Origin of the sequence: Nguyenibacter vanlangensis (genome assembly GCF_013376155.1) — a bacterium.
Lineage (GTDB): Bacteria > Pseudomonadota > Alphaproteobacteria > Acetobacterales > Acetobacteraceae > Gluconacetobacter > Gluconacetobacter vanlangensis.
Map to the genome: position 1 here is coordinate 1 of NZ_JABXXP010000997.1, position 827 is coordinate 827.

Below are 827 nucleotides of genomic sequence, written 5' to 3' on the forward strand. Positions count from 1 at the left end.
GGCGGACGGGAAGCGCGCGCAGCGCCTCGACAAGGGCGCGCCGCTCCTGCCGGGCCGCGAGCTGGCTGTCGGCGGCGGGGCTGTCGTCGATCATGTCGAAATCATCGGGCAGCGGGTCCATGCGTCTGCGGCGGCGCAGATCGATACTCAGGTTGACGATGACACGGTACAGCCAGGTCGTGAACTGCGCGCGCGCGCCATCGAAATGCCGCACATGGGTCCAGGCGCGGACGAATGCGTCCTGGACAAGGTCTTCCGCCGTTTCGGCATGACCCGTGAAGCGAATCGCCGTCGATCAGGTCGAAGGCGTGGCGGTCGCCGTCCCCCGACCATCGGAGCAGTTCATCGTCCGACGCCGTCGCATATCTCCGGCTCTCGCCCGGCATCCCCTGCTTCCTTGCCTGTTGCCCGCGCCATGTCGACAATTCCGGAGACCGGCCATCGATCGCACGGAGGGCGCGCCATCCCGTCATGTGTCCCCGCCATATCATCCGTTCGGCCATGATACGCGGCGCGGGGCACGATCCCCCTCGGACCCCATCGAACTCACTCGGGCCCACGCGGAAAGAAAAGGAAAATACGACGGAAACGCGGCGGGACGGGGGGCTGGCCGCACCGGATCGTAACAGGGGCATGAACCATCTCTCAGCCCCGCGCCGGCCCGGCCGATCGTCCCGTATGGGAATCGCGCCCCTTCTGGTCGCGCTTCCGCTCTGCGCCTGCGGCAGCGCCCATGTGCAGCATGTCCAGCCCGGCGCGGTCGTGCCGTTCGCCGCCCTTCCGCCGCCGCCGGTTCTGTTCGTTGCGGTCTCGGGACCGGAGACCGG

At 68.4% G+C, this 827-nt stretch carries 2 protein-coding genes; both read right to left on the reverse strand.

Annotated elements, in window-relative coordinates; translation table 11 throughout:
* The coding region (locus tag HUK84_RS23410; RefSeq protein ID WP_317135328.1) for a sigma-70 family RNA polymerase sigma factor at positions 1–286 on the reverse strand (286 nt) is incomplete at its 3' end.
* Positions 287–645: 359 nt separating this feature from the next.
* Positions 646–827: hypothetical protein (locus tag HUK84_RS20760; protein WP_176641872.1), on the reverse strand; the 182-nt coding region annotated here is incomplete at its 5' end.